Raw genomic sequence first — 9,403 nt, forward strand, 5'->3', positions numbered from 1 at the left:
TGTTAGAAGTTTTGACATTATAAATTTTATTTTCTCGGGTTATTAGTATTGAATTCTATATTGCGTGGTAGCCTTTTTGGGGGGATTGCTGGTGCTTTAAGTGCAATGTCTTATCGAGTCGATTCTTTCGGAGTTGGTGTCTCGGTGGCGGCCTTTGCGTTGGCCTTTGTCGTTTATGTTAACTTAAAAACCGTTCGTTCTAAAAGCGCACTTTGGTTCCTATTTGGCGTTGCTTATTACACGACCAGCTTATTTTGGGTAAATGGTTATTTGGCTCAAGAGTATGGGGATGCAAGTTGGATTCGGTGGGGGCTTTGGCCTCTTTTAGTCATTATTCTATCATCCAGTTTTCTCATTATTCCTTGTCTTTTAGCCACTCTGACTGCTTCTCGCACGCTCATAGCGCTTCCTTTTGTTTTGGTGTCTCTTGATATATTAAGAGAGCACACTGTCTTTTCTTTTGCTTGGTTACACCCAGGGCTCTTGTTGCTAGATGTTGGGTTTTCCGGTTGGCTAAATGTTATTGGCGCATTGGGTGGGAGTTTTCTTGTTTACCTACTGGCCAGCTCATTTGCTTGGCTGATATGTAATAAATCAAGTCGTCTTAAGTCTTTTACGTTGTTCGTAACGATGTTAATGAGTTTCTGGGGGGGTAATCAGGCGCTCTTATTGCCCCAGTTCTCTGAGCAAAGTCAATCGAACACTTCTGTTCGTATTTTACATAGTAACTTCACTGGACCGAACAAGCTTTCCAAGAACGATGTTATTGAGCGCATTCAACGTTACGTCTCCCTATCTCTACAAGCCCCTAAGGCCGATATCGTTGTGTGGCCAGAATCCTCTATGTCCTTACCTTATGAAGAGATACAGCCATTCGTGAAGGACAGTTTAGACAAGCTGAAACAAAAGAGTGTTGTGGTGGTGTGGGGCGGACAAGCTAGAAACGGTCAACATTTACAGAATGTGATTTACCGAAGTGATCAACCCTCACCGATTTACTTTAAACAACGATTAGTTCCTTTTGGTGAATATCGACCCGCTTGGTTCATCGATTGGGTTGAGCAAGTGACACTTTCTCGAGGCGGCGATATTCAGGTCGTTTCTAATTCGATTACCCAGCATGAGTTTGGCTCACTTCGAGCGGTGTTGGCTGTGTGCTATGAAGCGCTCTATTCCGATGTTTTTACCTCTAAATTGCACGCTGGCAACGTCGCCTTTTTATTAAGTGATGTTGAGTGGACTCATACCCCTTGGGTGAAACAATTCTTATTGAAGCTTAGTCGGGTTAGGGCGGCTGAAGTGGGCAAGTCTGTCGTCTATTCCACCAATCAAGGAAAAACCAGCTTAATTGGCCCTGATGGGGCGGTTCTTCGTCAAGTGGAAAACCAAACAACACAGATCATGGATGTATTGGTGCCTTTGAATGAGCGCCAAACGCTTTACACGCAGTATGGACATCAGTGGCTACTTTGGCTTTCTGGTGGCGTACTTATACTCATTCACCTTGCTAATCGAATGCATCCCATTAACACAAACTCTCTTACTCAGAAGCGCCTATTTAGAGCGCAATAATACAAGGATACGTCATGGTATATCGTTGGCTAACGATTGGGGTTCTTATTACCCTGACGCTCGGAGTAGGCGTTATTGCTTTCAATTACGATAATTCAACTCAAACTCAACGCATCGGTCATTCTGCACCCCCAGTAAACTCAGTGCGGAACTCTGAGTTTACCGGGTTTGAAGGCCAACAAGTAGCATCACAACAGTCATTTGAATCTCAAAGTGAACGCATTGAAGCTCAGATGTTGTCAGAGCTGGAGACGCTCAATCAAGACATTGCGGATGAAAAAGTAAGATTAGATCAAGACACGGCCGAAGCTCAATCAATGGAGGAGTCTCCAGAGTTAGTTCTGGCAAGGGCCAGTGTCATTTTGTCTGAGCTTGAGAGTGAAGGCATTGTGTTGAATTATGACCCTACGCTTTTAACGCCAGACACCGCCTCACCCAAGATACAAGCCATTCAACAACAAGTGGTCGACGTGGAAACTGACCTGATTGATATTGAAAAAAGATTCAATAACCTCGGTAACAATAAGGAGTCGTTATGATGAAGGCGATGAATATCATGAAAGTGAGCGCTTCATTACTTATGATGGTTGGCGTCTCATTGCCGACGGTCGCCGCTTCGGTTGGCGAGCTCAGTGGACGCGCGCTGGTTTCTCAAGGTAAATCTGGATATCAAGTTGATTTGCAACTGCCTAGTGGCGTCAACGACTTAGTTCCCGCGTTATCGGTTCAATATCAGCAAGGCTCCGCCAATGGTCCGTTAGGGCTTGGAATGACCTTGAACGGGTTGTCGAGCATTACTCGCTGTAGTCGTAACGAACAAGACGATGGCATCAATAGTGGGATGCGATTTGATGATACCGATGTGTATTGCTTAGACGGTCAACGTCTCTTTTTAGTGTCTGGTCGCGAAGGCCAAGGGGGGAGCGAATATCGAACGAAAGGGGGGTGGCAGACCAAAATTGTTGCAAACGGTCAATTATCTTCTGGACCAGAAAGCTGGACTATTTATTCGTCTGATGGGTACGTGACGCGTTATGGCTCAAGAGAGGATGCTCAATTGAGCGTTGATGGTCATGGCCTTGAATGGTTCATATCGAGACAATCCGACAGATTTGAAAATGGTATCGACTTTCGCTATCGCACTCACAAAGGTCAGCACTATCTCGATAATATTCAATATGCCGACGTGACGCTTGCTTTTAACTATACGAGCCGTCCTGATGTGTTGGCTGCCTATCGTTTTGGTCACAAGCAGACTCTGGGACAAAAGCTCGACAATATTCAAATTAACCGCGGTGGTCATGGGCTTCGCCGCATTGAATTCAAATACGGTGAAGTGAATTCTCAAGGCGTTGAATTCAGTCGAATGGAGAGTTTGCGAGTGTGCGGCTCTGGTGGCGATTGCATGCCTGCGCATACTTTTGAATGGGAAAGTAACCCATATGCAGAGGGAGAGCCTGAGCAAAAGACACTGTACTCTCTCGATGAATTTAAAGGGTTTGTTGCGGGTGATATCAACCGAGATGGTCTCAGTGACATGTGCTACCTTGACGATGGGCTTTATTGCGGAATTAACCAAGGGCAAGGGAACTACGCCTTAGCGACAAAGTGGAGTCACGACTTTCAAGGCAGTGCATGGGAGGAAGCTCAAAACCACGCATCGTTGAGCTTACTTGATATTAATGAAGACAGCTTTCAAGACTTGTGTGCATTCAATGAAACTGGTTTTTTCTGCGCGTTGAATAATCAAGGACGTTCGTTTAATTCGGGGCGTTACTGGAGTCGAAATCACACCATTGATGATGCCGTAAGACTGTTGGATTCAAACAACGATGGTTTGGCGGATGTTTGCCGAGTTGAATCCAACCGAGTGGTTTGCGCCAACAATACAGGGCGAGGATTTAGCGCCGATTATGTCTTAATGGGCCAAGGTTACCCGTTAGAGAAAACGTATCAGTCAATATCCTTTGGTGTTGGAAGTGTTGATTTCGATCCTGTGAACCTACCACAAAGCCAATTTATTGATATTAACCAAGATGGTTTTGCTGATTTATGTGGCGTGAAGCTTGATGGCCATTTTTATTGCTCTTTGGGTCAAAAATCCAGCAGCAGTACACTCTCTTTTCAAGCTGCTCAGCGCTGGGCAAGTCAATTGCCCGTTGGGTTAAAAAACACCGCCTCTCAATCACCGAATCATGATACCCACGAGCAAGACGTCAACGTAGTTGAACAATTGCAACGTACCATGAACCTTGTCGATGTTACCGGTGATGGATTGGCCGAGCTATGTTACCGACAAGGGAATGATTTTGTTTGCCACCAAAATACAGGACAAGGTTTTGATGCCGCCAAAACATGGTTAACGCTCGGACAAGACCATTTTAGAATCGACACTGGCAATGAGAATAACGTGTCACAGGTTGAAGCGTCCATCATGCTGTCTGACCGAAACAATGATGGGTTGTCTGACTTGTGCTATATCGCCGGAGAGCGCGTTTATTGTGCTTATGGCGACGGTAAGCATTTTAATTCGCCGACCGTGTTAGCCACGTTAAACGCTGACCTTGATTTGCTTAAAGACAAGATGTCGTTTTCAGGGAATAAGATTCAAAAATTCTTTGGTATTAAAACGACGATTTACTCTATGGCTGTGAATAACGTTTACGGGCCGTTCAAAAAGGGCGTCGACGCCAATGGCGACGGCTTAATCGGCGACTGTTATCGCTCTATCGATGGATTAACATGCCTCTCTTATGAGTTCGAGCCGCTGGCTTTACTCAAATCGGTGACGTCAGGGTTAGGTGTGAAAAGTGAGTTTGAGTATGGATTAACAGGAAATGCCTCTGTGTTTCAAGGGGCGCAAGCGCCTTCAGGACTCATTGCTCTTGAGCCAAACTTTAAAGTGGTCAAGGCGCTTAAGCGCAGTAATGGCATTGGCGGTATGAACCGTAGCGAGTACTTCTATAAAGGGTATCACGCTCACCCTGATAAGGGGCTGCTCGGATTTGGGGAAATACAAACCAAAGATTTAGCGAGTCATACCCTCACCTCCACCGTGACCGGGTACCGCAGTGATTGGACACCTTATGTTGAGCGTAGGCAAACGCGAATCAATAACCAAAAGATTGCTCAAAGCGAATTTGATTATAGAGAGGTGACGTCTCCTGTCTCTGGGCAGTCTTGGCCACAAATGATTGAAAACCGTCAATCGGCGTGGGATACATCAGGAAACCTTTTGACCCATACTGTCACGCAATATCAAGGTTACGATGCACTTAACTTTCCCGATACCATCACTCGAACGGTCGAAGATGGCAATGGTGAGCGATTTGTTGAACAAACGAGCACGCGTTATCAGCATGATACGCAACGTTGGTTAATCGGCAAACCTCTCGATGTGTCTGTGACCAAATCCAATGGTCACGATGTTCAAACGAGAAAGACGACCTTCTCTTATGATGCGAATACCGGGGCTTTGGTTGAGCAAATTGTCGAACCTGGACATGCACTCTCTTTGACGACTCAATTTAACTACAATACCAGCGGTTTTCGAACCTTAGAGCGTACGACTGGCAGTGGTGAAACGCGTCAATCGACGACCCTGTACGATGCGTTAGGTCGAGTGACGAAGCATACCAACGCCCTTGGTCACTTTGTCACGACCACTTATAACAACTCGTGTGGATCACCCGATACCGTCACCGATGCTAATGGGTTGATGACCCGGTTTGCTTATGACGATTATTGTCGAGAAATTAAGAAAATCTTGCCCGATGGTAATTGGGTTGAACAAGTCTATGAATGGAGCGATGGCGCGGATGCCGGTTTAGACCAACACGGATTGACGTTGGGTGACCGCAGTGTCTTCATGGTGACCACACAAACTTCTCAGGGTGGATTATCGACCACGTATTTTGACAGGTTGGGACGTGAAGTGCGCACCAAACAATTGAACGGTGATGGTAAAAACATCATGGTTGATAAGGCTTACGATGCGAAAGGTCAGCTCGTTGGGGAAACTGTGCCTTATTTTGAGGGGTACTTTGCAGGGGATGCGACGTACTGGTTACAAACCACTTATGACGGGTTAGGTCGGCCTACTACTCAAACTCAACCAACAGAAGAGGTCGGCGACCTTGTGGCGACCACTCGCTATCAAGGCTTAACCGCAACGATAACGGGCCCCGGAGCGTTCGAAAAGGTCGAGCAAACCAATGGTCTGGGGCAGACGGTACAAATCGTAGAAAATGGTCAATCGACCCTACGCTATACCTATGATGCGGTAGGTAACCTCACCCAAACCGAGGCCAATGGACTGATAACGGAACTGAGTTATGACCAGCTCGGTTATAAAACCAAGATGATTGACCCTGCGATGGGCACTTGGACGTATGGTCACAATGCGTGGGGGGAGCTGGTTTGGCAACAGGATGCGAAAGGACAGCGCACCACGTTCTCTTACGATGCACTCGGTCGTAAAATCAATGAAACTCGCCCAGATGAAATCAATCAATGGCAGTATGACCAATCGCTGAAAGGGGGACTTGATGCCTCCAGCAGTGACAGTAGCCAACGTCGTTATACGTACGATGCGTTGGGACGCACTCAATCGATGACCCTATCCATCGATGGCTCAGAGTACACCACCTACTACGAGTACAATGAAGAAGGTCGTCTCAGTCGGGTTACCTTCCCGTCGGGGATGAACTTAGATAAAGATTACGATGTGAATGGTCTGCTTAAGCGAATGAGTATCCCTTATTCTGATATTTGGGATAGCCAATACCTGCAAATCGAGAAAGCGTTAAAAGCCACCTCTGAGCGCATTGTTGAACTCGAAATGCAAGCTTATGAGTTAGAGAAAAGTGCGCAATTCTACATCGAAGAGTCTGAACGTTTGCGTCAAGCGGCAGCGCAGCTGTTTGCCAAAAGTAATAGTTACCAAAATAGCGCCAACAAACTCAGAGCCAGTGCGAGCTCTTTATTTAGAAGTGCCAATATTAATGCTAACCGCGCCGCGAGTTATCGTCGTAGCGCTCAATATTACTGGCGCGTTTTTGGTCATCGAGTGTTCAGTAACTACAAGACACAAAATGGCTACGCGTACTACAAATATGACCGATGTACTAAGAAAGATTGGAAAGGGAACTGCAAAAGGAAAGAGTATTTTACGGCTAAAGTACCACTGTGGATGGTTCAGACGCGTCGCTGTTTTACAGGAAAGTTAGCTTCTCTTGGTTGCTACAATGGCGCAAGGGCCAGCATTAACTTAACGCAAGTTTATAACCAATGGGCAAACCACTATCAAGCGATCGCGAATCGTCAGCGTGCTCAGTCCTATCAAAAGCGGAGTCAGGCGAACCACTATCAAGCGGCCTCTGATAATGCAGAGCGTCGGGCAAATGAATTGATTGCTCAAGCGCAACAAAATGCCGCATTAGCCAGACAAGAAACTGACTTACTGTCTAACTTAACCGATGAACTTGATGATTTGGTGGTCGCGGAGGCAGAGCTTCAGGAGATTCTAGATCAACGCCTTGATGATGATACGGCGGAAATTGTCTGGGTAGCGACCAGTCGTGATAACTTTGGACGAATTGGTGGTGAGCTCTTTGGTAATGGGATGCTGACAAGGCGTGATATTGACCGCTCTCGCGGTACGGTTCAGCGCATTACGACGGGAATGGGGGCCAACTATCTTCGAGACATTCATTATACTTACGATGAGCGCGGTAACGTTCTGAGTAAAGTCAGCGCTGTTCGAAATCAACAGGAGTCTTACCAGTACGATGATTTTGACCGTTTAACGCAGTGGCATTACAGCGATAATCGCAGTGTTGCTCAGGTCGAGCGCGATTATCGTTATGATGTGTATGGCAACTTGACGTATAAAACCGGACAAGGCCAGTTTAATGTCAATGCCAACGGGCAATTGGTTGGGGATTATACGTATGATGCCAACGGCAATATGGTTTCAGGTCGTGGAAGAACTATCGCTTGGAACTCGTTTAACAAGGCCAAGCACATTAATGACAATGGCGCCGTCGCTCAGTATGAGTATGGCAGTGAGCGAGAGCGTGTGAAACAGACGTCCGATGGGGTCACAACTTACTACATCAGCCCTGAGTACCAGTTAGAGGTGTCGACCAACGCGGACGGCAAGGCGGTGACTGCGATGCGCCACCGATTTATGGCAGACAATCAGGCGGTCGCTGAACACGTGAAAACGTTAATTGGCAGTGAAAAGCAAATTGACCGAACCGCTTACTTCCATCGAGATGCATTAGGGACGGCAGATTTAATCACCGACCCAAATGGGCAAGTGCAAATTGAGCGCGGTTATACGCCGTTTGGTGAGCTTTTAGTGTCGGCAGAGTTACAAGCCACACCGATGTTTACCAATGCTGAAATGCGCGGCTTCACTGGGCATGAAAACGTCGGTAACAGCAGCGGTCTTATCAACATGAACGCGCGACTTTACGACCCAGCCATTGGTCGATTCTTGAGTGCAGATACGTTTGTACCAGAACCAAGCTTGAGTCAAAGTTACAACCGTTACGCGTACGTTTATAACAACCCGCTAAAGTATACGGACCCGACGGGGCATTGGGTGTGGTGGGCCGCGGCCATGGCCTTTTTTGTGGTGAGTCAAACCTTTGAAAACCCGGCGATACAAATGGCAGGGATGGTGGTTGGCGCTATCGCGATGGGGTACGCTGCCTCCGGGTTGTATGCGGGATTACAACCCGTCGCGCAAGCGGCTGCGAGCGGAGCAACCGTGTCATTTTCTACGACTTATATCACGACAGGTGACTTTGGTGACTCGATGCAAGCTGGCGTGTTAGGAGGGCTATCTGCGGGTGTCACCTATGGGGTAGCTCATGGTGCTTCGGGTGGCACAAGTCCATTTGGGGCGGCTCTGCCCGTCGCTCATGGCGTGGTGCAAGGCGGCTTCCATGAGTTGCAAGGTGGCAGCTTCAAGCAAGGCTTTATCAGTGGTGTCATTGGTAAACTGGGCGGTGGTATTGTTCATGATGGTGATAAAACGCTGACGCTTCAGGAAGCAGGCGGTATGGTGATTGTGTCAGGTATTGCGGCAGCTGCGAGCGGAGCGAATAGTCGAGATGCAGTGATGCGTTCTACTGTTAGTGTGATTACGATTTATTTATATAATGATGTTATGATTCAGAAGGAAAGAGCAAAAAAAAGAAGAATAGTTAATGGTAAGGGGGTTTATCAAAGACGACCTATCTCAGCTGAATGGAAGGACATCGATGGGTTTGGAGATGCGTTTGATAATGCCTATAAAGTTAAAAGAGTTTTGACGTATGGGTTGAAAGCTCAGCTATTGGTTGAGAAGTCAGATCTTTTTGAAGAGTTTCAGGTGGTTGAAAGAACGGTCACATACGATATATCAAGGGAAGGGCCTTGGGACTATCAAACGGAGGTTCTCTCTATCAGTGACGCGTACCCTATTGGTTCATACTCCTATGAGCCATTGGGAGTTATTCAATATTCAATTACTGATTTCCGGATATGTCTATTTTCATGTGATTCATATAATGGAGGGGTATTAGGTAATGACTCGTATTAAGCCTATTTTTACATGTGTATTGCTTTTTATTATCTCTGTTATTTTCTATAACTGGGTTGAAAATTACGCTATAGATTCATCTTATTCAGAAAATGAATATAGAACCATTTATGAAAAACATACATCTGATGGAGTAATTACCAAGCAAGAAGATGTTGAGTTAAAACGTCTGTATGAAGAGCATATAAATTCTGGAAGCTTTGATGATAATGTTGGAAGATACTATTTATATTTAAT

General features: G+C 46.2%; 4 protein-coding genes. All 4 read left to right on the forward strand.

The window, feature by feature from the left end; genetic code table 11:
* Positions 1-48: 48 nt before the first annotated feature.
* Positions 49-1,572, forward strand: coding sequence for an apolipoprotein N-acyltransferase (gene lnt, locus BCT81_RS16845; RefSeq protein ID WP_133152648.1), 1,524 nt, complete (start codon positions 49-51; stop codon positions 1,570-1,572).
* Positions 1,573-1,586: 14 nt separating this feature from the next.
* Complete coding sequence (locus BCT81_RS16850) at positions 1,587-2,111, forward strand: hypothetical protein (protein ID WP_102425194.1); 525 nt, start codon at positions 1,587-1,589, stop codon at positions 2,109-2,111.
* Positions 2,108-9,166, forward strand: a complete 7,059-nt coding sequence (locus tag BCT81_RS16855; protein WP_241908226.1) for an RHS repeat-associated core domain-containing protein — start codon at positions 2,108-2,110, stop codon at positions 9,164-9,166. Before BCT81_RS16850 ends, BCT81_RS16855 begins: the two co-directional genes overlap by 4 nt.
* On the forward strand, positions 9,153-9,403 hold a 251-nt coding region (locus BCT81_RS29025), incomplete at its 3' end, for a hypothetical protein (RefSeq protein WP_133152649.1). The genes BCT81_RS16855 and BCT81_RS29025, both read left to right, overlap by 14 nt.

It is taken from the genome of Vibrio sp. 10N.261.52.A1 (assembly GCF_002876325.1).
Classification (GTDB): domain Bacteria; phylum Pseudomonadota; class Gammaproteobacteria; order Enterobacterales; family Vibrionaceae; genus Vibrio; species Vibrio chagasii.